This window comes from Pontibacter actiniarum, from assembly GCF_003585765.1.
In the GTDB taxonomy this organism is placed as follows: Bacteria; Bacteroidota; Bacteroidia; order Cytophagales; family Hymenobacteraceae; genus Pontibacter; species Pontibacter actiniarum.
This window is the reverse complement of sequence record NZ_CP021235.1, coordinates 2,537,817-2,558,793: the sequence shown is the minus strand read 5'-3', so window position 1 is coordinate 2,558,793 and position 20,977 is coordinate 2,537,817. Positions and strand designations below refer to the sequence as shown.

Sequence of the window (20,977 nt, the reverse complement as noted above, 5' to 3'; positions counted from 1 at the left end):
GGTGTTGCTCCTGGTAAAGGTGAATAACCACGGAAGGTACAAAAAATTTGGGTATTTACTTTTGCTTCGCGCTTACAGAGGCGTTTATGCAGGCCCATAGGGCTGCCTCTAAAACAGCTTGCAGCCATTGATGCACCCGATAATGTCTGTAATAGTGTTGTCTGTCAGAAAATAGTATACGTTTTTGCCTTCCCGCTGTGTGTATACAATGCCTTTATCGCGCATGTTGGTGAGGTGGTGCGAGAGCAGCGACTGCTCTACCTGCAGCACCTCCTGTAGCTGGCTCACCGTAAGGCGCTCCCGCTGGTCCAGCAGGTCGATGATGCTGATGCGTACCGGGTGAGCCACACACTTGAGCACATAGGCCGCTCTATCCAACTTCTTCTGATCAACCCGTACTTTCAACGTACTCATTGTGATGGAATATTAAGCTGCAAAGATATATGAACATGTATTCATGTATTAGTAATAAGTACAATTTGCCGCCCTTAATAGTTCCTGCTGCCCGGCTCTTCGGAAGGGGGCATGGTAAAGGAGCTCTGGCAGGGGAGGCAGGTTTGTAGAGGTGATGCGCAGCAGGCGGAGCTATAAACAGGCTTAAACAAAAACAGAAGTGCCGGCATAGCCGGCACTTCTGTTCCCAATATACTACACGTTACAATTTTACTTCTTAGTTGGTATGTATGGTGCCTGTGGCGTGCTGTGTTATATCTACGCCTAAACCCTGCGCTACGCCAAGGCCAAGGCTGATGTCGGCACGGAAGAAGTGGCACAGCTGGCGGTTAATGATCAGGTCTCGTTTCTCACCGGAGATGCCCTGCATCGCACCTACAATATTGCTGATGGTGTTTTGCTTTTCCTCTGGCGTCATTAACCTGAACAGGTCACCGGGCTGGGTATAGTGGTCATTCTCGCCTTCGCTGTTGCGGTCGTACCAGTCTGCCACCACATTTTGGCCCAGGTTCTCGGCCGGCTGCTTATACTTCTCGTCAGCGTAGATGTTATCGAAGCTGTTCGGGTAGTAGTTTGGTTTGCTGCCGCCGTTTCCGTCCACGCGCATGCCGCCGTCGCGCTGGTAGTTGTTTGTGGCAAACGGGCACCTGTTAACAGGGATTTGCTCGTAGTTGGCCCCTAAACGGTAACGCTGCGCATCCGGGTAGCCCAGAATTCGTCCTTGTAGCATTCTGTCCGGTGAGAACGAGATGCCATCCACGATATGTGCAGGGGCAAAGGCAACCTGTTCCACGTGTGCAAAGTAGTTGTCCGGGTTTTCATTCAGCTCCAGTACCCCCACATCCAGCAGCGGAAAGTCTTTTTGCGACCACACCTTTGTTACGTCAAATGGGTTCCACTTGTAGGTAGCGGCCTCCGCTTCCGTCATGATCTGCACTTTTACCGCCCAACGAGGGAAGTCACCCTTGTCGATAGACTCCACCAGGTCGCGCTGCGCCTGGTCAGGGTCCAGCCCTTTCATGCGCGTCGCTTCTTCGTCAGTAAAGTTCTTGATGCCCTGCAGCGTCTTGAAGTGGAACTTTACGTAATGGCGCTCATTCTCTGCGTTGATGAACGAGAACGTGTGGCTACCGAACCCGTGCATGTGGCGGTACGAAATCGGGGTGCCGCGGTCACTCATCAGGATAAGCACCTGGTGAAGGCTTTCCGGGTTAAGGCTCCAGAAGTCCCACATCATGGTAGCGCTCTTACAGTTGGTGTAAGGGTCGCGCTTTTGGGTATGGATAAAGTCCGGGAACTTCTTTGGGTCTTTTATGAAGAACACCGGCGTATTGTTGCCTACCAGGTCCCAGTTTCCGTCCTCTGTATAGAACTTAAGGGCGAAGCCGCGCGGGTCACGCTCGCTGTCTGCACTGCCTTTTTCGCCACCAACTGTAGAAAAGCGAAGGAACACACGTGTCTCTTTCCCTACTTCGCTGAACACCTTTGCGCGGGTGTAGCGGGTAATGTCGTGGGTAACGGTAAACGTGCCATACGCCCCGGAGCCTTTGGCATGCACTACACGTTCAGGTATGCGCTCACGGTTAAAGTGAGCCAGCTTTTCGTGTAGTATAAAGTCCTGCAGCAATATAGGGCCACGCGGGCCGGCTGTCTGGCTGTCCTCGTGCTCGTAATATGGTGTTCCGGAAGCTGTGGTAAGTCGGGTGTTCTTTTCTTGATCGCTCATGGTCAGGTTAGTTTTGCTTTTAATGATGCCTCAAAAGTACCGAGGCGGTGGTTATAAATCAAATCAATTGATTTTATGAATTCATAGTTTTATACTATGATGTGAAAATATGCTAGGTGTTGATAGAAGTTGCGGACAGGATGTACGTGAAGTTTACCAGTGTTCTTGTGGATTCTGTTTAGGCCGATGTGCAGTTAGCCTCGAAAGGAGAGAGGTCTGTATTTATACCTATTTTATAGACTAAAGGTGAATTTCCATTTTATAGTTGAACTATAAGGTGATTGGTGCGGTTCGGACCTTATTCTGCAACATATGTTATAGGTTAGTTTATAGAGACTTACACATCAACCCAGTTCAATGAAAACAACATCTACTTTCATTCACCTTACTCTAACGCTGTGCAGTATGCTCCTGATGGCAGGGGCTGCGGAAGCGCAGGTGAGCATGGAGCCCCGTCAAAACCTTTATTCCCAGAATTTTGAAGCGCTGCCTGCCGCCGGCACCAGTTTCTGGAAGAGCGGCAGTTACTATCTGCCAGGCTGGGCAGTATTCCGTACCAAAGCCGACTCTACCTTTACGGCAAACACTGGCCAGGCCAACACCGGGGGCCTTTACAGTTACGGTGCGACCAACTCCCCTGACAGGGCCTTAGGTTCCATCGCTTCTTCTCCGGCAGGCCAGTTCACGTACAACCTGCTTCTTCAGAACAACACAGGGAGCACAATCAAGTCTGTGGAGGTGGGGTACACAGGCGAGCAGTGGCGCATTTCGAATATTACAGCTGGCCAGCACGTGCTTTCCTTCTGGTACGCCGTCAGCAGCGACGTGTCTGGCTTTAATACTTCTCCCTCTTCTGATAAAGGATGGACAGAGGTACCGGAGCTGAAGTTCTATGGGCCGAAGTATCAATTATCCGGTGGCCCCATCAATGGGAATGCGGCGGAGAACCGGCGTATGCTGGAGGCCTTCCTGCAGGTGGAGGTGCCGGCCGGGCACTTTCTGATGCTTCGCTGGAAGGATGCGGACGAAGTGGAGGCTGACCACGGGCTTGCCGTAGATGACGTGACGGTGCTGTGGCATGAAGAAAGTGTGGAAAGCCCTGTTCCGTTGCCTGTGGAGCTGGCGAGTTTCAAAGCCAGAGCAAAAGGAAACCAGGTGGAGCTGCAGTGGCTAACCGCCAGCGAAGACCGCAACAGTCATTTTATTGTGGAGCGCAGCCCCGACGGGAAGTCTTTCGAAGGTGTTGGGCAACTCACGGGCCAGGGTACAACCATGCAGGTAACCAGCTATACTTTCCTGGACGAGGTGCCCTTGCCCGGTACTTCATACTACAGGCTAAAGCAGGTAGACGAAGATGAGAGCTATACTTACTCCGCTGTGGTTTCCGTGTTGCGGGCGGTGGCGCAGGGGCTAAAAGTATTCCCGACCATAACGGCAGGAGACCTGGTGGTTTCCGCTGACGCAAGGCTTCGGCAGGCGCTGGTGATTGATGTGATGGGGAAACAGCTGTATGCGCAGCAGCTACAGAGTAATTTGCCTCAGCACAGCCTCAACGTCAGTAGCCTGAGCAGCGGCACCTATGTACTGGTCCTGCTGGACGAGCAGGGAAAACGCTATACGAGCCGCTTTAGAAAACGGTAGCGTAGCGGCAGTAGAACCTACGTGGCCCCGCTTTGTGTATACGGAGCGGGGGCACGTAGGGCCTTAACAGGAATAACTTGAGAAATGAGCTCTGCTGCTTCACCGGCAGGCACAAAAAAGGCTCTGCTGTTGATAGCAGAGCCTTTTTTGCTTTTTGATATTTCTTCTGAATTAAACAGAGAAGCTGTCGCCGCAGCCGCAGGTGCGGGAGGCATTGGGGTTGTTAAAGAAGAAGCCCTTTCCGTTCAGGCCATCAGAGAAATCCAGTTCTGTGCCTGCCAGGTACAGGAAGCTCTTCATGTCTACGACCACCTTTACGCCTTTGTCCTCAAACTCCTGGTCCATCGGTTTTACCTCGTCGTCAAAGTCGAGGTTGTAGGAAAGACCGGAGCAGCCACCACCCGCAACAGATGCACGCAAGCGGTATGAGTCATCGAGCTGGGCATCCTGCTTCAGCTTTATTACCTTCTCTTTTGCTTTGTCTGAAACTGTGATCATAATCGTTTATTTTAGGAGACAGGATTCATTACAACACTGAAAACAGTTATAGTGTTCATGTCTCGGCCATAGTATAATTTATCCAGCGCCTCATACATGCTACGTGCCCGGAAGTAAGAGGTGTTCAGCTCCTTATCGTTTCTGGACATCCACTGTACCGTGTAGGAGCTTTCCATGTCGCGGTAGCTCTTCACGTATTCCAGCATTTTGCGCAGCACATCCACGCGGTCGTAGCCTACTTCGGAGTGAAACAGGAAGGACTGCTGGTGGCGTGGGTTCACTGTAATCAGGTCGAGGCGCAGCTTGTTGTCAAGCTGCCTGAATTCAAAAAGCAGACTGGTCCCACTTATACCTAAGTGGTGCTCAATCTGCTTTTGAATACGTGCACTCTCTACGTGCACATCCGTATTTGACTCCATAGAGTCTGGGTTTCTTAGTGGTGAGACTTAGGCATCTCCAGCTCTGGGAGGCCGTTCTTTACTCTGTAGTCGTTGATGGCTGTTTTAATAGCATCTTCGGCAAGTACAGAGCAGTGGATTTTAACCGGCGGCAGGGCCAGCTCTTCCACAATCGCCATGTTGTCGATGGCAAGCGCCTCGTCTACCGTTTTTCCCTTCAGCCACTCTGTCGCCAGAGAAGAAGAGGCAATGGCAGAACCACAACCGAAAGTTTTGAACTTGGCGTCAGTGATAACCTGGTTTTCGTCTACTTCAATTTGCAGGCGCATTACGTCGCCGCACTCAGGGGCACCAACAAGGCCGGTACCAACATTGTTTTTTGCTTTATCTAGTGTACCCACGTTACGCGGGTTAGTGTAATGGTCGATTACTTTATCTGAATAAGCCATGGCTATATAGAATTACGAATGATGAATTATTAATTATGAATTGAATTAGGAGTTATAAATCATGATGTTTCAGTTCAGAAGCCATTCATAATTCATAATTCCTAATTCATCATTAAGTCTTAGTGTTCTGCCCACTCAATAGAGTTAAGGTCGATGCCTTCCTTGAACATTTCCCACAGCGGAGAAAGGTCGCGAAGTTTGGCCACAGCCTCTTTCACGTGGCCGATAGCGAAGTCAATCTCCTCGTCCGTCGTGAAGCGGCTCAGGCCGAAACGCAGGGAGGAGTGTGCCAGGTCATCGCTTAGGCCCAGGGCCTTCAGTACATAAGACGGCTCCAGGGAAGCCGACGTACAGGCAGAGCCAGACGATACCGCCAGGTCTTTCACGCCCATCATCAGACCTTCGCCTTCTACATACTTAAAGGAGATGTTAGAAACGTGTGGCAGGCGGTGCTCCGTAGATCCGTTGATGTATGACTCCTCAATTGTTGTCAGTTCACGCTCCAGTCTGTCGCGCATGGCGGCGATACGCTTGGTATCAGACTCCATGTCTTGTTTCGCAATCTCGGCCGCTTTGCCTAAGCCAACAATACCCGGTACGTTCAGTGTGCCCGAACGCATGCCGCGCTCGTGTCCGCCGCCGTCCATCTGGGCCGTTACCTTTACACGTGGGTTCTTGCGGCGCACGTACAGGGCTCCAACACCTTTCGGGCCGTACATTTTGTGGGCAGAGAAAGCCATCAGGTCGATGCCGTCTGCTTCAACGTCCACAGGAATCTTGCCTACTGCCTGCGTTGCATCCGTAAAGAACAGGATACCGTGCTTTTTAGCGATCGCAGAGATTTCACGAACCGGTTGGATAACGCCGATCTCGTTGTTGGCAAACATAATAGAGATGAGGATGGTCTTATCCGTGATAGCCTCTTCCAGCTCTTTCAGGTCAATAAGACCTTTGTCGTTTACCTGCAGGTAGGTTACCTTGCCGCCGATCTTTTCGATGTGCTTGCAGGTATCCAGTACAGCTTTGTGCTCGGTTGTAGCCGTGATAATGTGGTTACCTTTGGAAGCATACATCTCGAACACACCTTTGATAGCCAGGTTGTCGGATTCTGTAGCGCCTGAGGTGAAAATGATTTCCTTTGGAGAACAATTGATCAGCGATGCGATCTGGTCGCGGGCATAATCAACGGCCTCTTCGGCCTGCCAGCCAAAAGCGTGGTTACGGGAGGCAGCGTTACCGAACATGTTTGTCATGTAAGGCATCATGGCCTCCAACACACGTGGGTCAAGTGGCGTAGTAGCGTTGTTATCCAGGTATATCGGTAATGTTAGCATATAACTTTAGTTTCTGTATTTTATCCTGTTCACTAAACAGTTTGAAGAAATTATTAGTTTTGAATCCGATGCAAAAATAGCAAAAAAAGCTTACTTAGACTAATTACAAATTTGAAATGAAAAACGTAGAACATATTGGGATTGCTGTGAAGAACTTCAGCGAAGCAAACGCGCTTTACCATAAACTACTGGGCGTGGAGCCCTACAAAACAGAGCATGTGGCCTCAGAGGGGGTGAACACTTCTTTTTTTAAAGTAGGGGGGACGAAGATTGAGCTGCTGGAGGGGGTAAACCCTGAGAGCGCCATCAGCAAGTTTATTGAGAAGCGCGGCGAGGGCATTCATCATATTGCCTTTGAGGTAGAAGACATACTGGCCGAGATGGAGCGCCTGAAAGGGGAGGGCTTTACGCTGCTGAACGAGCAGCCCAAGAAGGGCGCAGACAACAAGCTTGTTTGCTTTGTGCACCCCAAGAGCGCGAACGGTGTGCTGATTGAGCTAACCCAGGAAATACGCTAGCTGCCGCCAAAAGCGGGCGTTGCACCGCGCGGCGCTTTGTGCCACTGATGGCCAGCGGCTTGCAACCAACAGAGAAGCAGTTTAACAACAAGAAATATGAGCCAGTTAGTAAAGGAAATACAGGCAGCTGAAGAGGAACTGCTGCTCGGAAACGTTATCCTGTATCCCACAGATACAGTTTGGGGCATCGGCTGTGATGCGGAGAACATGCAGGCCGTTCGTAAGATCTTTAAGATAAAGGAGCGGGAGGAGTCGAAAGCCATGATTTTGCTGGTAGCCGACCAGGAGATGCTGCAGCGCTACGTGCAGCAGCTGCCAGAGGGCTTTGGCCAGCTGCTGGAGCGGCAGGAAAGGCCCACCACCTATGTTTTCCCGAACCCACAGAACCTGCCTCAAGAGGTGCTGGCGGAGGACGGCACCGTAGCCATTCGCCTAACCAACGATGAGTTCTGCCATCGCCTTATCCGGCAGGTTAACAGGCCCATTGTTTCCACCTCTGCCAACGTTAGCGGGCAAGCGTCGCCGAAAACCTTCTCGGACGTAAGCGATACGATAAAAAAGCGGGTAGACTTTGTGGTAAACTGGCGCCAGGACGATGACATGGCCACCACGCCGTCGCGTATTGTGCGCATCAGGCCGGACGGAAGCCAGGAGGTCCTGCGCGACTAAGCCCGGCCAACGGGCGCTGCCTGCGCTGTACCAGCTGTGACAGGGGGCGGCGGCAGAAAAAGAAAGTATAACACAGTTAACCTCTAACCGCTTTCGTTATTGAGCTGGTTATACTTATTTTTGCACCTCAGGCCGCGCTACTGTGGCCTGAGGTTTTATTTTTTGATGATGGACAACGTGACTTTACCCGAACACCCGATATTTAATGTTGTAGCCGAGGCAGCTGCTGAGCTAGGCGTGGATGCCTACGTCATTGGCGGCTTTGTGCGAGACCTAGTGCTGAAGCGGCCTTCGAAGGACATTGATGTGGTGTGTGTGGGCGACGGTATTGCGTTGGCGTCGCAGGTGGCCCTGAAGCTGCCGCACCGGCCAAAGGTGTCCATCTTCAAAAATTTCGGCACCGCCATGCTGCGGGCAGGCGAGTGGGAGGTAGAGTTTGTGGGGGCCCGCAAGGAGTCGTACCGGGAACACTCGCGCAAGCCGGAAGTAGAGCAGGGCACGCTGGACGATGACCTGCACCGGCGCGACTTTACCATCAACGCCCTGGGCATTAGCCTCAATAAAGAGAACTACGGCACACTGATAGATGCCTTTGACGGTGTGAAGGACATGCGCCGCCAGATTATCCGCACTCCCCTGGAGCCGGGTATCACCTTTTCCGATGATCCGCTGCGCATGATGCGCGCCATCCGCTTCGCCTCCCAACTAGGGTTCGATATTGACCCGGACACGTTTGATGCCATCATCGACAACAAGGAGCGCATCAAGATCGTGTCGCAGGAGCGGATCACTGACGAGCTGAACAAGATTATTCTTTCGCCCACCCCGAGCTACGGCTTCAAACTTCTGTTTGCCTCCGGGCTGCTGCACCTGATCTTCCCGAAAATGGTGGAGCTGCAGGGCGTGGAGACGATCAACGGCAACTCGCATAAGGATAACTTCTACCACACGCTGCAGGTGCTCGACAATGTGGCGCAGGTATCGGATGACCTGTGGCTGCGCTGGGCGGCCATTATGCACGACATTGCCAAACCCGACACCAAGCGCTTCTCCCCTAAAGTAGGCTGGACTTTCCACGGGCACGAAGACCGCGGCGCCCGTATGGTGCCCAAGCTGTTCCGCGACCTGAAGCTGCCCCTGAACGAGCACATGAAGTTCGTGCAGAAACTCGTGCGCCTGCACTTGCGGCCCATTGCGCTGGTAAAAGAGACAGTAACGGACTCTGCCATCAGAAGGCTGCTGTTTGAGGCCGGGGACGACATTGATGCCCTTATGAAGCTCTGCCGCGCCGACATCACCTCCAAAAACGACAACAAGGTAAAACGCTACTTGCAAAACTTCGACAAGGTGGAGAAGCGCCTGGTGGAGGTGGAGGAGAGCGACAAACTGCGCAACTTCCAGCCTGTGATCACGGGCGAGGTGATTATGGAAACTTTCGGGCTGAAGCCTTCTAAAACGGTGGGTGACCTGAAAGAAGTACTGACGGAGGCGATACTTGAGGGCAAGGTGAAGAATGAGTATGACGAAGCCTTCACCTTCCTCTTGGCCAGAGGAGAGGAGATGGGGCTTCGCCAAGGTCACTCATCAAACAACAACGAATAAACAAAAACTGCTACAAGTACTTAGCTAGCGGCGCACTGTTATGCCGTACTAAGTGCGTTTAAACTAGGCCGGCTGCGCTATACTTACTTGCGGTACTTTACGCTGCCAGGGGCAGCGGTATCTGTGGTAGTGTAGGGTGGGATGCCGCGGTGTACGGTGCGCCTTGTCTGGCAGCTGCCTTGTACTTACTTTGCTCCCTTTCTTTGTGCTAACGCATAGATGTTATCAGCGATATCATGGAGGTTCTCATGCTCCTGATTCGTTAGCAGGACAACTACAAGCCCATCCTTCTTGTAATGACGTACCAAGGACTCGTAATTTTTAGAGTTGCCGTGGTGCAAATGTAGTTTGATGTCACCGTCCTCCCAGTCGCACCGTCCCAGAGGCGCCTGAATGTTATCGCCTTCCATGGCTTCCTCGGAGAGTTGCCTCATCGACTCTTTTGTGATGATCTTGTAGTCGTCGAGCCTGCTAAACCAAGTATACATGCCTCTGGCCGAGGAACAAACGGTCATCAACTCCACCTGGTAGTCATCCACTTTGAAGTCCTCATCAAATGGAATCGCCATTAACTCTGTGTTTTTGTAGGGATACTCCTCCTTGATCACGATCCCGTCAAGTTCAAAAGGAAGGAGTATGTTCTGCTCCACATAAGCTTTGAAAGGCATTCCCGACAGGCTTTCTACAATACTCTGTAACAACAGAGGGTTGTAGTTGGAGTACAGATAGTCGGTTCCGGGCTCAAACTCTAGCTCCTCTAGCTTTGACAGATCCTGTAAAATCTCTGTTTGCCTGGCTACTCCCTTTTCAAAACGGGCCTCCCAGTCCACGTGGGGCAGCCCGCTGGAGTACTGCAGCAGGTTTCTGACGCTGATTTTATCTGCCCACCAAGGGAGGTGAGGCAAGAAGTGAGACAGGCTGTCTTCGAGCGAAAGAAGCCCTCTTTCGTTGAGCTGCATAATCGCGACGCCTGGAAACTCCTTTTGGATAGAGCCTAAAGCAAAGCGGTGCGCGGGCGTTAGCAGGTGCTTTCTTCCGCCATCTGCATAGCCAAAAGAGCTCTCGTAAAGCACCGTGTCGTTCTGCATGACCAAAACGTTCCCGTTCAGCTTTCCGCCTTCGTGTAGCTCTGTCAGGTAAGCGCCAATATCCTGTGGCTGACTACAGCCCAGCAAGAGGGTGGCCAATAGAATTAAGGTAGTTACCATTTTCATAGTTTTATGTGGTTTCAGGCCTACACCTTTTCGGAGCAGAACTGCAGCTTTAACACTGCCAGCTTGGCTGCCGGTGCTCCTATAAAGCAAGTATAGCCGTTCGCTGCGCGTGGTCGAGGCAGGGCATTTTAGGGGATGTTGCTGCCCAGATACTGGTTTGCGTTCACGATGGCATAGTCGGGGTTGTTTTCAGCGATGTCCTGCAGCACGCCAATGTGCGTCTGGCCCATGATAAGCAGCAGCCTTTTGCCTTTGTGCTTTAGCTGCGCGTTCAGCAGGTTGGAGTAGATCTTTAAGTTGCGCTCGTAAAACAGCGAAATGAACTCCGCCCCGATCTGGGTGGTGTCGATCTCGCTTCTGTTGAGCCCCTCATAGCTTCTGAAAGAGCCGTTTTGTACATAGGCGGGCAGGTTGAAGAACTGGCGGTGCGAGAGTGTGATGGTTTCGGGTGTGTTCAGGAAGCTGAGGAATTCCCTGAACGTCATATCCCCTTCCATGAAAGCTGCCGTAACGCCTCTGGCGGTTTGCTGGAAGTTATGCAGCCCGTTCTCAAAAACCGCTATGTTCGTGCCGGAGCTCATGAGGCTTTGGGAGGTGCTCTCGTAGTAGTCCACACAGTACACCCTTTCGTGGCCGAGCTCTTTGGCAAGCTTAAAGCCGAACTGGTATACTTCGCCAGTGCCGCCCTCCAGCTCCTCGAGGTTTAACCTGCCTTGTTTGAACTGCTGAAAGAGGCTGTCATACTTTGTCTGCTCGCCCGGCGTCCGTTCAATCAGGATCATGTCGGGCTTGTACACCTTTAGCAGTGCAACCACATCCCCGATTTCCTGCTGCCTCTCCGGGCTCAGAAAATTGCCGTGCGCACTGCCCGCGTCATGGAACTGGTTGAAGTGCAGGGTGCCCAGCAGCAGTAGCTGGGTTTTGTCCGGGCTGTCGGCTTGTGCCGCTAGAGGAGCGCTGTGGCTGTTTATACTTTGCGGGGCACACGCCAGCAGGAAAAACAGCGGAAGCAGCAGGAGTATAGTTTTTTTCATAGAGAGGGGGGAGGTGAGGCAGTGTAGTTTTATTTTGTACTAAAGGCGGATGGGGGTAGAGGAGGCTGACCGAGCCAAAGACTCAGCCAGCCTATACTTTGTTCCGGGCTTAGCGGCGCTTTACCGTACTTGGGCCGGAGCTGTCGATGATGGTGTCTTCGGGGTTGCCGCGGTAAACGATGCGGCTCGTGCCGGAGGCATCGGCGCGCAGCGTGTTGGTGGCAAAAACCTCGGCCACGCCTGCGCCCGTCACGTCCACATCTACATACTTTGCCTGCAGTTTATCAGCGTCTATGCCGCAGGCGCCGGTGGCGTCCAGTTCGAAGCGGTCGGCTTTGCCCACAAACTTACTGATGGTGGCCCCGGAGGCGTCCACACGCAGGTCGCGCACATCCAGGTTTGCCATGGTTTGGGTGGCGCCGGAAAAGCTCATGCGCAGCTTGTCTGAGTTGATGGTGCCCATGTCAGCTTTGATGGCCCCGTTCAGCTCAATGTTGCTGATGTTCGGCGTCGTGATCTGGATGAGCACCGGCTCGCGCTCATCAAACAGGCTAAAGTACTTTTCCTGTGTCTTGATCTCCAGTTCTTCCCCGTTCTGGTCCACTTCTATGCGGCGCATCTCATCTTCGGCGGCACGGATAACCACGCTGTGGGTGTTGCCCTGGCGCAGCTGTAGGTGGTAAGGGCCGCTAACGGTCACACGGCTGAAGTTGCGGAAGTCGAAGGTGCGCGCGTTGGAGCTGTACTCACTGTCATTCAGCAACACACTGCCGCGCATCTCAACCGAACCCATTTCTTCATCTATGTCGATGTCTGCGTCAAAACCGCCGCGGGCGCTGTCAAAGTCCTCGTCTGTGTCCACATCCAGCGTATCGGAGGCGCAGGTAAGGCACACCAAGCGGTCGCCGCTCACCTGCCAGGTGTTGCGCACGATTTTATCGCGGCTGTAATCCCCTTCCAGGGCGGCGCTTGGCAGCAAGTAGGAAAACTCGCGGGTCAGGCGCAGCGGCTTGTTCTTTGGCAGTTTCAGCACCAGGCTCAGCTCCTGGTCGCGGAAGGAGGCGTTCTCTTTAAACTCATAGCTGTCGTCGAAGCGCAGGGTGGAGTCGTTCAGCACGGTGCGGTAGGTGATCATCCGCGCGTTCTGCTTGGCCTCTTCCTCCGTTCGTCCTTTGGCCTCGGCGCGCTGCAGCACTTCTACGTCCTGGCTGTTGCTTTCCTGCACATCAATGTAGATGTTGTCGTAGTTCAGGCCCGTATCATAGGCATCCAGGGTCAGGGTAGTGATGTTGCCCACCGGGAACGATTTGGAGGTGATTACCTCGCCGCTGCGGCGGAAGTTGCTGCTGTAAAGGGCGATAGTCGCAATCATGGTGAACAGCGCCACCAGCCACACACCAAACATCGACCAGCCTACGATTGGCCTCATGAAGGTTCTCTTGATGAGCAGGCTTACCCCCAGCACCATCAGCAGCAAGATGGGGATCAGCCCTACAAAGAAACCAGCCACCAGTCCGAGCCTGGGAAAGCCCCCGAGAAGCACGGAGGCCGGAAAATCACCTAAAACCATATACTCTGACTGATCTACAAGGCCAAGGGAAACAAAAAGCGTGGAGAAGAGGGCAACGGTAAGGCCAATCGACACGATCAGCAGGATAACGCCCGCTGCGATGCGCACAAGGGTTACCAGAAAGGCCAGGACCGGGCCAAGCGCTCTGCCGAGCCAGCTGACTACCTGGGCAACCAGGCGGATGGGCAGCAGGATGATCTTCGCCAGCTGGCTTTCCTCGCCGTTGCTGTCGCGCATGTTCAGGTTGTCTTTCAGGGTGCGCTCAATGCCGGCCAGCGTCACCGGGTCGCCCTGCATCTGCATGCGCTCGGTAAGCGTAACGGCCTCGGGCATGGCGATCCACAGCACGATGTACGTGAATATGCCGAAGCCGCCCAGGAAGATCGAGATAAGGAAGAGCAGCCGCACAACGGCCACATCCACCCCGAAGTACTTGGCGATGCCGCTAGCCACACCGGCCAGTTTCTTGTCCTCCGGGTCGCGGAACAGCTTGCGCACCTTTGTTTCGGGCAGGTGATCGTTTTCCGGCATGGCGATCCAGAGCACGATGTAGAGTATAATGCCTGTGGCGGCCGATACACCGGCCGATACCACGCCCAGCAGCACCAGCAGTACAAAGAACAGCCTGATCCAGAGCGGGTCTACGCGCAGGTAGTTGGCCAGGCCGGAAGACACGCCGGCGATCACTTTCTGGTTCACGTCGCGGTACAGCTTCTTAGGGCCTGCCTCGGCGTAGGCTTCGCCGGCGCCGGCCCCTTCGCCTGCTGCGCCTGTGGCGGCTCCGGCGCTTGTGTAGGCCTCGGCCTCCAGCGGCTCCTCCACCTCAAAGTCCGTCACGTTGCCCATGCGCACGATCAGGTACTGCACATCCTCCTGCGTGATCACCTGCTTAGCCGGCGATACCCTGTCAGAGAAGATCTCAGCGATCCGAGCCTCAATGTCGGCTACAATTTCCTCGTGGCCCTCATAGTTAGAAAAGTACGTTCTGATGGAGGCGAGGTAGCGGCTAAGCTGCTCATACCCATCTTCCTCGATCTGGAAGATGATGCCTTGCAAGTTTATACTTATGTTCTTTTTCATAATTACTGGGCTTTCTTGTTTCGGATAATGTATTCTGTGGAGTCAACTAGTTCGGACCAGGTGTTGCGGAGCTGTTCCAGAAACTCGCGGCCTGTTTCGGTGAGCTTATAGTACTTTCGTGGCGGGCCAGAGGTGGACTCTACCCAGTTATACTCTAGAAGCGCTGCGTTTTTGAGGCGGGTGAGCAGGGGGTAGAGGGTACCCTCCACAACGATCATCTTGGCCGCTGTAAGCTCCTCCAGCATATCGGACGCATAAACTTCACCACGAGAGATAATCTCCAGGATGCAGAACTCAAGAATTCCCTTCCTCATCTGCACTTGTGTGTTTTCTACTTTCATGATGATCCCGTTATAATGTTGAGGCAAAGATATAATAAGGTACTATGTAACGCAAGGTACTGTTTGCTTTTCTTTACGCCCTTTTTTTATAATGGTTAACCGGATGCCGTTTTATTATTATAAATGAGTAATTTTGGATTAAAATAAATTAGCACGGGAGTCAACTAAAAGTGCCTGTAGTATGTTTAGGGGGCACAAAAGTGGGAAGTGCCGCAGGAGGCGGCCTTTGTGGAAGTGCAATAAAAATTTTTTTTTGCGGGTGATATAACGATACTATCAAGGATGAACAATTTTTTACTTCGTTGCCTGCTGGCGGCGCTGTTACTGCTTTCGTGGTCGGGGGCAAAGGCTCAGGTGTCCACGCCAAAGTATAGCAATGAGTTCCTGAACATCGGGGTAGGGGGCCGCGCGCTGGGGATGGGCAATGTGCAGTCGGCCCTGGCCACCGACGCCACCGCCGGCTACTGGAACCCCGCCGGGCTGCTGCGCCTGCCGCACAAGTATAACGTGAGCCTGATGCACTCGGAGCTGTTTGCGGGTATTGCCAAAAACGACTACGCCAGCTTCGCCATGCCGCTCGACTCGAGCAGCGCCCTGGCCGTTTCTTTGATCCGGGTGGGTGTGGATGATATTGCCGACACCCGCCGTCTGCAGAATGAGTACGGCTACATCCAGTACGACAGTATTCGCTTCTTCTCCGTTGCCGACTATGCCCTGCTGCTTTCCTACGCCCGCAAGAGCAACCTGATCGAGGGGCTCCAACTGGGGGCCAATGCCAAAGTCATCTACCGCAACGTGGGCGACTTTGCCGATGCCTATGGCTTCGGCATCGATGTGGGGGCCCAGCTACAGCGGGGCAACTGGCAGTTCGGGCTGATGGCCAAAGATATTACCACCACTTTCACCGCCTGGACCCACAACATTGAGGAGCTGGAGGAGGCCTATCTCCAAACCGGCAACGACCTGCCGGAGAACACCACCGAACTGACACTGCCAAGGCTTATACTTGGCGTGGGCAGGTCCTTTCAGTTCACCGATAAACTGTCGGCCGTGCTGGCCACAGACATCGACTTCACCTTTGACGGCAAGCGTAACGTGCTGCTCAAATCCGACGTGGTGTCGGTGGACCCGCATGTGGGGCTGGAGCTGGCTTATGCCAACTCGGTTTTCGTGCGCGGTGGCCTCAACAACTACCAGGAAACGACCAACTTTGACGGGGGAACCACCAAGCGCATCCAGCCGAACTTCGGCATCGGTGTTAAAACCGATGGGCTGAGCCTGGACCTGGCCTTGTCGCGCATCAGCAACAGCGAGAGCAACGCTGTCGGCAGCACGAACACCTCCTCGGTTATTGTGTCCCTTGGATATGCATTTGATTAACGTTTAAAGTTGTAGCCAAACACCCCATGTATAAATTTTCTGACATGAAACGCTTCCTAACTGTACTTCTGCTTCTGGTGGCAGGCCTTGCACCAGGCGCCGCCCAGGCGCAGGAAGTGTATGGCAACGAGTGGATTGATTATTCTAAAACCTACTACAAGCTGCAGGTGGTGGAAAACGGCTTGTATAAGCTGGACTACGCCTACCTGAGCGGCCTGGGGCTGGAGAACGTGAACCCGCAGCACCTGCAGCTGTTCCGTCGGGGCAAAGAGGTGGCTGTTTACGTAGCCGGTGAGGAAGACGGAAGGCTGGATCAGCAGGACTACCTGGAGTTTTATGGCGAGCGCAACGATGGCGTGCTGGACCAGGGGCTCTACAAGAACCCTGAGCACCAGGTGCACCAGCTCTATAGCATGTATACCGACACGGCCGCCTACTTTCTGACGGTAAACCCTGCCGGAGCCAACAAGCGCATGCGTGTGGAGAACCCCGCTGTGGATGGCCGTACCCCGCAGGGTTACCTGCTGCAAAAAGCCCTGTTGGTGAAAACAGACAAGTACAGTGAGGGCAAGGTGCACACAGAAAGTCATCTGCCGTGGATGGATGCCGCCGAAGGTTTCTTCTCATCCTGGTCTGCAAAGGCTGTAAACTTTGCGCTGCCGGCCTTTTCGAATGTAGAGCCGGCGGGGCCTGTTCCTTACCTCAGTTACGCCGTCGTTGGTGTCGGAAGCGCCTCACATAATTTTAACGTCAATGTGGTGGAGCCCTCGAAAGCCGTGCGGCAACTTGCCAGCCATGCCATGGGCAGCTACAGTTTTATAAAAGGCAAAAGTAATTTTAAGCTGACCGATATTGATACTAGGGCCCAGCTAACGGTGCAGCTGGCGCCACAGTCAGGTAGTAATGCGGTCAGCCTGGCCTACGTGGAGGCCACCTATCCGCAGAAGTCTGTTTTGCCCCAGAGCGGTCGCCTTGTCTTTTACACAGATTCGACGAGCTCTGCCAGCCCCTATTTCTATTTCGCAAATGCACCGGCAAGTGCCGTCGCCTACGATGTGACTGCCTCCGGGGACGTTACCAGAATACCGGGCCAGGCTGTAAACAATGGAAAAGGATTTGTGGTGCGTGCAGAGAACCAAGCCACCCATAAAGTGCTGTTGGCGGACTTGCAAAGGGCGTTGCTGCCAGCAAAGTCCAGCACCGTAAAGTTCAGCAATTACCTTGCAAACAGTGCGAACTACATCATTTTAACCAGTAAGGCCATGATGCAGGTGCCGGAGGGCAGCAATCAGCCGGTGCCTGAGGCTTATGCCGCATACAGGGCCTCCGAGGCAGGCGGGAAGCATGCGCCTATGATCGTGTACGTGGATGACCTGGTGAACCAGTTTCACTATGGCGAGTTCTCTCCTATGGGCGTGAAGCACTTTACTCGCTTTATGGGAAGCGCTGCGCCAGCAAAGCACATGCTGATACTGGGGAAAGGCATTGAGGTTAACCGCATCAGCTATCGGTCCGCTGCGTCACGTGCGCTGGATATCGTGCCTGTTTTTGGCTACCCTGGCTCCGACCTCAGTTACGCCATAGACTTCAGAAATGGCAACTACATACCAACAGTGGCGGTAGGCAGAGTGGCTGTAACCACTCCTCTGGAGGCTAAAAACTACCTGGATAAAGTAAAGGAGTACGAAGCGCTAGCAGAAAACCTGCCGTGGAGGAAAAAGATCATGCAGCTGGGTGGGGGAGCCTCTGTGGAGCACATGACCCAGATCGCGAACTACCTGGAGAGCTATGCGGCTATTGCTGAAGGCCCTCTACTAGGTGCTACAGTGGAAGAAAAGTACAGAAAGAACTTAAGCGAGTTTGTGGAAACTCTCAACATCTCGAAAGAGATCAACAGTGGGGTGTCTCTCCTGACGTTCTTCGGCCACAGTTCAACCAGTACAACGGATTTAAATATTGGCTATGTCTCCACTGCTGTCAATGGGTATCAAAACAAAGGCAAGTACCCGGTGATGCTCATCAACGGGTGTAACCTCGGGAATATGTTTGTTCCGAACAGTGTCTCCTTTGGGGAGGACTGGCTGAAGACGAAGGACAAAGGGGCGGTAGCGCTTATCGCCCACGTGGGCACGGGCTTGCTGCAGTATCTGCACATCTATAGCTACAACTTCTATCAAACTGCTTTCCAGAACGAGGAGTACTATGGAAAATCGCTGGGGAGAATTCAGCAGAAAGTGATAAGCGACGTGTTGCAGATGTCTTACAGCAACAACGGTATTATTGCCATGGTGCTGGAGATGGCTCTTCAGGGAGATCCTGCCTTAGCCCTGTACAGCCCGATCAAGCCTGACTACTATGTGAAGGGGAATAGCTTTAGCGTCACCGACCTGGAAGGAAATCCGGCAACTGCTTCTTCGGACTCTGTGCTGATAAACTTTACGGCAGATAACCTGGGGAAAGCGATTCCGGAAGAGCTGACGGTTAGCGTTAAAAGAACACTGCCTGATAATTCTCTGGTCAGCCTGGAACCGTTTACCGTTGAGCCGATCATAAAAGAGCGTACCCTTTCGCTGAAGCTACCCAACAGCGGGTTGAATGCGCTCGGGATGAACGCGTTTGAGGTGATGCTGGACGGATCAGGTGAAATTGACGAGCTGGACGAAACGAATAACACCGCAACGTTCCAATACTATTTCCCTGTCAGCGGGTTAAGGGCTGTGTCGCCAGGCAACTATGCTATTGTTGGAGAAAGGACCGTACAGCTAGTGGCGCAGACTACGGTAAAAGACGTTAACAAAGGGTACTATTTTGAGGTTGACACCACGTCACAATTCAACAGCCCGCTGCTAACGAAGCAGGCGGTATCAAGAAACAGCATACTGGCCGTTCTGGACTATGGCCTGCCGGCCTCAGCAAAAGACAGCACCGTTTTTTACTGGAGGGCCAGGTTTGACGAGTACAGCACTGATGAAGACACGGTTTGGGCGGAGAGCTCGTTCAGGTATATTGACAAGGTGAAGAATGGCTGGTCTCAAAGCCAGTACGCTCAGTTTCAGGAGGTAAAGCTGAACGGCTTCGAAGAGCTAAAGGACAACAAGTTGCTTTGGGACTTTAAACCCACCAGGAAGTTTATCAATATCAAAACAGTTGGGGGAGCAAAGCGATTTGATGAAGACCCGCACGGCCTGTTCGTCGATGGTTTCCAGTACATGAGCTATTTCTGCGGCAACCCGAACGGCTCCTCCAGAAGCAGATTCTTCTTTATTGTGTTTAACAACAGCACCCTGGAGCCTATATCGTCGCTTGGTGACTTTGCTTTCTGTCCCTATATTGCGGAGTTTGACACCGGCGACCTGTCTGTAGCAGCCAATGTGAAGAAGACGGCAGACTTCTTAAATGCGGTGCCGGAGGGGTACTATGTGGCGGCTATCAGTATCAACAACGTGCCTTTCTCTTCTTTTTCAGAAGAGGTGAAAGCAGCTTTCAGAAGTATAGGCTCCTCGCTTATCGATGAACTGAAGACGGGAGACCCTTTCGCGATTGTGGGGCAGAAGGGGCAGGCGGCCGGCACGGCGCAGGAGACCAGCTACTCAAAAGAGGAAGCTGACCGCGTGGGTGGCACACCGGCAAACAGCCAGGAGATCAACCTTGATGTTACGCTTGAGTCTAACCGCCCATCGGGTACGATTACCTCTACCGTCATCGGGCCAGCGCTTGAATGGGCTTCGCTTCACCACAACATTGAGCGTTACCAGGGAGGAGACGATAAGTATACGCTGAGCCTGATTGGCATAAATGCAGCCGGCGAGGAAACCGTGCTGCAGGAAGATGTCACTACCAAGCAGTTCGACCTGTCCGGCATTGACGCAACACAGTTCCCGAACCTACGCCTGAAAGCCTACATGGAGGACGAGGTAGCCCGTACCTCTCCACAGCTGAAGGAGTGGTTCGTGATCTACAAAGGAGTGCCCGAAGGCGTGATTCGCCCTGATTTGGTGAATGCCAGCCGGGAGGAGCTGACGCAACAGGCCAACGCAGGAAGTGTAACGGTGCCAATGGCTTTTCAGAACGTAACCAGCACGGCTTTTTCAGACTCGGTAACAGTGGAGGTCACGCTCTCCGGGGACGGCAACCAGCCAACTACCACGCGCTTTAAAATAAAGCCCGTGGGTGCGAATGAGACGGTGAAGTTCAGCTATAGTTTCCAGACCCAGGATTTTGAAGGCGACTACAGCCTGAGCCTATACGTGAACCCGCGCCTGCTACCGGAGCAGGAGTATTTTAACAACGTGTACGAAGTAGGCTTCAGCGTGAAGTCTAAGCTGCACCCGATCATGGATGTGGCGTTCGACGGCATCCATATTCTGGATGGGGACATTGTGTCGCCGAGCCCGCTGATCAGCGTGACAGTGAAAGACGAGAACCAGCACGTGCTGTTGCAGGACCCTTCCAAGATGACGATGATCCTGATTTCGCCTGAAGGGCAGGAGCAGGAAATTGACCTGATGGGCAACCCGGAGGTAACCTATGCGCCCGCTACGGAAGCCGCGGACTTTAAGCTGGAGTACAAACCGGCCAAACTGATGGACGGCATCTACAAAATGGAGGTTCGTGCCAGGGATGCGGCAGGCAAGGAGTCAGGCGTGTCGCCGTACCGCATCGGGTTTGAGGTGATCAGTGAGGCAAGCGTGTCGAACTTCTACCCGTTCCCGAACCCGTTCTCCACGAAGACAAACTTTATTTTTACCATCACGGGCAGCACGATTCCCGAGCACATGAAGATCCAGATCCTGACCATAACCGGTAAAGTGGTGAAGGAAATCATGAAAGAGGAGCTGGGGCCGCTGCGTATCGGTAATAACAAGACAGAGTATGCCTGGGACGGAACCGATACCTATGGCGATAAACTGGCTAACGGTGTTTACCTCTACCGCGTGATCATGAGCAAGGGAGAGGAGCAGATGAAGCACCGCAACACCTTTGGCGACGGTGCCTTTAAAAACGGCTATGGTAAGCTCTACATCCTGCGCTAAACCAGTGCCGCAAGTATAAAAAGAAAGGGCCGCTTCA

General features: G+C 53.1%; 16 protein-coding genes. 6 read left to right on the top strand and 10 right to left on the bottom strand.

Annotation, left to right across the window (positions count from 1 at the left end):
• Positions 1 to 108: 108 nt before the first annotated feature.
• Positions 109 to 414 carry an ArsR/SmtB family transcription factor gene (locus CA264_RS11135; RefSeq protein ID WP_025607164.1) on the bottom strand — a complete coding sequence of 102 codons (306 nt, stop codon included), beginning with the start codon at positions 412 to 414 and terminating at the stop codon, positions 109 to 111.
• Between the two features lie 256 nt (positions 415 to 670).
• Positions 671 to 2,179 carry a catalase gene (locus CA264_RS11130; RefSeq protein ID WP_025607163.1) on the bottom strand — a complete coding sequence of 503 codons (1,509 nt, stop codon included), beginning with the start codon at positions 2,177 to 2,179 and terminating at the stop codon, positions 671 to 673.
• A 357-nt stretch (positions 2,180 to 2,536) separates the two neighbouring features.
• Between CA264_RS11130 and CA264_RS11125 the strand changes: the two genes are divergently transcribed.
• A complete protein-coding gene (locus CA264_RS11125) occupies positions 2,537 to 3,820 on the top strand; it encodes a T9SS type A sorting domain-containing protein (protein WP_157593693.1) in 1,284 nt (427 codons plus the stop codon).
• 171 nt (positions 3,821 to 3,991) lie between these two features.
• Here the strand turns inward: CA264_RS11125 and CA264_RS11120 are convergent, their stop codons facing one another.
• The 4 genes from CA264_RS11120 to CA264_RS11105 all read right to left on the bottom strand — a co-directional run bounded on the left by CA264_RS11120 (position 3,992) and on the right by CA264_RS11105 (position 6,499).
• A complete protein-coding gene (locus tag CA264_RS11120) occupies positions 3,992 to 4,318 on the bottom strand; it encodes a HesB/IscA family protein (protein ID WP_025607160.1) in 327 nt (108 codons plus the stop codon).
• An 11-nt stretch (positions 4,319 to 4,329) separates the two neighbouring features.
• Positions 4,330 to 4,737 (bottom strand): hypothetical protein, encoded by a 408-nt coding sequence (locus CA264_RS11115; RefSeq protein ID WP_025607158.1) that lies wholly within the window; start codon positions 4,735 to 4,737, stop codon positions 4,330 to 4,332.
• A gap of 14 nt (positions 4,738 to 4,751) precedes the next feature.
• Entirely contained in the window at positions 4,752 to 5,165 is a 414-nt protein-coding gene (iscU, locus tag CA264_RS11110) for a Fe-S cluster assembly scaffold IscU (protein ID WP_025607156.1), read from the bottom strand.
• Between the two features lie 119 nt (positions 5,166 to 5,284).
• On the bottom strand, positions 5,285 to 6,499 hold the full coding sequence (locus CA264_RS11105) for an IscS subfamily cysteine desulfurase (RefSeq protein WP_025607155.1): 1,215 nt from the start codon (positions 6,497 to 6,499) through the stop codon (positions 5,285 to 5,287).
• A gap of 116 nt (positions 6,500 to 6,615) precedes the next feature.
• Here CA264_RS11105 and mce point away from each other — a divergent pair, with 116 nt between their 5' ends.
• The 3 genes from mce to CA264_RS11090 all read left to right on the top strand — a co-directional run bounded on the left by mce (position 6,616) and on the right by CA264_RS11090 (position 9,288).
• Positions 6,616 to 7,017 carry a methylmalonyl-CoA epimerase gene (gene mce, locus CA264_RS11100; protein WP_025607154.1) on the top strand — a complete coding sequence of 134 codons (402 nt, stop codon included), beginning with the start codon at positions 6,616 to 6,618 and terminating at the stop codon, positions 7,015 to 7,017.
• 96 nt (positions 7,018 to 7,113) lie between these two features.
• Complete coding sequence (locus CA264_RS11095) at positions 7,114 to 7,686, top strand: L-threonylcarbamoyladenylate synthase (RefSeq protein ID WP_025607153.1); 573 nt, start codon at positions 7,114 to 7,116, stop codon at positions 7,684 to 7,686.
• A gap of 168 nt (positions 7,687 to 7,854) precedes the next feature.
• The gene (locus CA264_RS11090) at positions 7,855 to 9,288 is read left to right on the top strand and encodes a CCA tRNA nucleotidyltransferase (RefSeq protein WP_084196207.1); all 1,434 of its coding nucleotides are present in this window, start codon (positions 7,855 to 7,857) and stop codon (positions 9,286 to 9,288) included.
• 185 nt (positions 9,289 to 9,473) lie between these two features.
• Here CA264_RS11090 and CA264_RS11085 read toward each other — a convergent pair whose 3' ends face one another.
• The 4 genes from CA264_RS11085 to CA264_RS11070 all read right to left on the bottom strand — a co-directional run bounded on the left by CA264_RS11085 (position 9,474) and on the right by CA264_RS11070 (position 14,527).
• Positions 9,474 to 10,502, bottom strand: a complete 1,029-nt coding sequence (locus CA264_RS11085) for a serine hydrolase domain-containing protein (protein WP_084196206.1) — start codon at positions 10,500 to 10,502, stop codon at positions 9,474 to 9,476.
• A 128-nt stretch (positions 10,503 to 10,630) separates the two neighbouring features.
• On the bottom strand, positions 10,631 to 11,536 hold the full coding sequence (locus tag CA264_RS11080) for a DUF5694 domain-containing protein (protein WP_025607148.1): 906 nt from the start codon (positions 11,534 to 11,536) through the stop codon (positions 10,631 to 10,633).
• 109 nt (positions 11,537 to 11,645) lie between these two features.
• The gene (locus tag CA264_RS11075) at positions 11,646 to 14,186 is read right to left on the bottom strand and encodes a PspC domain-containing protein (protein WP_025607146.1); all 2,541 of its coding nucleotides are present in this window, start codon (positions 14,184 to 14,186) and stop codon (positions 11,646 to 11,648) included.
• 2 nt (positions 14,187 to 14,188) lie between these two features.
• Positions 14,189 to 14,527: a PadR family transcriptional regulator gene (locus CA264_RS11070; RefSeq protein WP_025607144.1), complete on the bottom strand. Its 339-nt coding sequence runs from the start codon at positions 14,525 to 14,527 to the stop codon at positions 14,189 to 14,191.
• Positions 14,528 to 14,809: 282 nt separating this feature from the next.
• On the opposite strand from CA264_RS11070, the gene CA264_RS11065 reads away from it, so the two are divergent.
• Both CA264_RS11065 and porU2 read left to right on the top strand, forming a co-directional pair.
• Positions 14,810 to 15,907 (top strand): putative type IX sorting system protein PorV2, encoded by a 1,098-nt coding sequence (locus tag CA264_RS11065; protein WP_051364418.1) that lies wholly within the window; start codon positions 14,810 to 14,812, stop codon positions 15,905 to 15,907.
• Between the two features lie 44 nt (positions 15,908 to 15,951).
• The gene (gene porU2 / locus CA264_RS11060) at positions 15,952 to 20,940 is read left to right on the top strand and encodes a putative type IX secretion system sortase PorU2 (protein WP_162912078.1); all 4,989 of its coding nucleotides are present in this window, start codon (positions 15,952 to 15,954) and stop codon (positions 20,938 to 20,940) included.
• Positions 20,941 to 20,977: the final 37 nt, after the last annotated feature.

Excerpts from the sequence above, each read along its gene's own strand:
- CA264_RS11135 (WP_025607164.1), bottom strand. The coding sequence starts at position 414 with ATGAGTACGTTGAAAGTACGGGTTGATCAGAAGAAGTTGGATAGAGCG.
- CA264_RS11130 (WP_025607163.1), bottom strand. The coding sequence starts at position 2,179 with ATGAGCGATCAAGAAAAGAACACCCGACTTACCACAGCTTCCGGAACA.
- CA264_RS11125 (WP_157593693.1), top strand. The coding sequence starts at position 2,537 with ATGAAAACAACATCTACTTTCATTCACCTTACTCTAACGCTGTGCAGT.
- CA264_RS11120 (WP_025607160.1), bottom strand. The coding sequence starts at position 4,318 with ATGATCACAGTTTCAGACAAAGCAAAAGAGAAGGTAATAAAGCTGAAG.
- CA264_RS11115 (WP_025607158.1), bottom strand. The coding sequence starts at position 4,737 with ATGGAGTCAAATACGGATGTGCACGTAGAGAGTGCACGTATTCAAAAG.
- iscU (WP_025607156.1), bottom strand. The coding sequence starts at position 5,165 with ATGGCTTATTCAGATAAAGTAATCGACCATTACACTAACCCGCGTAAC.
- CA264_RS11105 (WP_025607155.1), bottom strand. The coding sequence starts at position 6,499 with ATGCTAACATTACCGATATACCTGGATAACAACGCTACTACGCCACTT.
- mce (WP_025607154.1), top strand. The coding sequence starts at position 6,616 with ATGAAAAACGTAGAACATATTGGGATTGCTGTGAAGAACTTCAGCGAA.
- CA264_RS11095 (WP_025607153.1), top strand. The coding sequence starts at position 7,114 with ATGAGCCAGTTAGTAAAGGAAATACAGGCAGCTGAAGAGGAACTGCTG.
- CA264_RS11090 (WP_084196207.1), top strand. The coding sequence starts at position 7,855 with ATGGACAACGTGACTTTACCCGAACACCCGATATTTAATGTTGTAGCC.
- CA264_RS11085 (WP_084196206.1), bottom strand. The coding sequence starts at position 10,502 with ATGAAAATGGTAACTACCTTAATTCTATTGGCCACCCTCTTGCTGGGC.
- CA264_RS11080 (WP_025607148.1), bottom strand. The coding sequence starts at position 11,536 with ATGAAAAAAACTATACTCCTGCTGCTTCCGCTGTTTTTCCTGCTGGCG.
- CA264_RS11075 (WP_025607146.1), bottom strand. The coding sequence starts at position 14,186 with ATGAAAAAGAACATAAGTATAAACTTGCAAGGCATCATCTTCCAGATC.
- CA264_RS11070 (WP_025607144.1), bottom strand. The coding sequence starts at position 14,527 with ATGAAAGTAGAAAACACACAAGTGCAGATGAGGAAGGGAATTCTTGAG.
- CA264_RS11065 (WP_051364418.1), top strand. The coding sequence starts at position 14,810 with ATGAACAATTTTTTACTTCGTTGCCTGCTGGCGGCGCTGTTACTGCTT.
- porU2 (WP_162912078.1), top strand. The coding sequence starts at position 15,952 with ATGAAACGCTTCCTAACTGTACTTCTGCTTCTGGTGGCAGGCCTTGCA.